1 protein-coding gene is annotated in these 871 nt (G+C 71.4%); it reads right to left on the bottom strand.

Annotation, left to right across the window (positions count from 1 at the left end; all coding sequences use genetic code 11):
- Positions 1-771, bottom strand: a 771-nt coding sequence (locus ABEB00_RS35850; protein WP_425586635.1) for a polysaccharide deacetylase family protein, incomplete at its 3' end; no start/stop codon positions are given.
- Between the last annotated feature and the right edge of the window lie 100 nt (positions 772-871).

Genomic DNA, 871 nt, shown 5'->3' with positions numbered 1-871 from the left:
CGACTGCCCCGCGGAGAGCGTCGCCGAGCAGCTCCCACCGCCACCGCCACCACCGCCTCCTCCTCCGCCCCCGCCACCGTCGGGGGCGACGGCGCGGCCGGTCGTCGGCGAGATCATGCCGGCACACAGGTTGCGCGCGGCCAGCCCCTGCGCGATCCGCGGGATCGCGGCGAGCGTGTTGGCGGCCCAGTCGTGCAGCAGGATGACCTGGCCGCTGGTGAGCCGGCCGGCGGCCGCCACGATCGCGTCGGTGCCGGCGCCGTTCCAGTCCTGCGGGTCCACGTCCCAGATGATCTCGGTCAGGCCGTACTTGGCCTCGACCGCCTTCAGCGTCGCGTTGGTCTCGCCGTACGGCGGCCGGAACAGTTTCGGCGTACCGCCGCCCGCGCTCGCGATGGCCTGCTGGGTCCGGGAGATCTCCGAGTCGATCTGCGCCTGACCGAGCGTGGTCAGGTGCGGGTGGGTGTAGCTGTGGTTGCCCACCCACATTCCGGCGCTGACCTGGGCCCGCACCAGGGACGGGTTGGTGGCGGCGTACTGGCCCTGGTTGAACATCGTGGCCCGCAGCCCGTTCCGCGTGAGCGCGTCGAGCAGGGCCGGGGTGTTGCTGGACGGGCCGTCGTCGAAGGTGAGCCCGACGTATCCGTTGCAGGTGGCGGCCTGCGCGGGAGCGGCGGCGTGGACGGTCAGGGTGCTCGCGGCAGCCATGGCGACGACAGCCAATCTGGTGATCAGGGAACGTAAGGAGGAACGGGTCCCGCGCTTTCTCATGGTTCTCATGGCGAGTGCTCCTTCGGCATCGAGGGGATGGGGAGGGGAGTCAGCTCGCGGCGCAGGAGACCGTGGGCCAGGTGGTGTTGCCGTTGTGCTG

Origin of the sequence: Streptomyces ziwulingensis, from assembly GCF_039542605.1 — a bacterium.
GTDB lineage: Bacteria > Actinomycetota > Actinomycetes > Streptomycetales > Streptomycetaceae > Streptomyces > Streptomyces ziwulingensis.
Note: the sequence above shows the minus strand (reverse complement) of the source record. Positions and strands in the feature narration are given on the sequence as shown.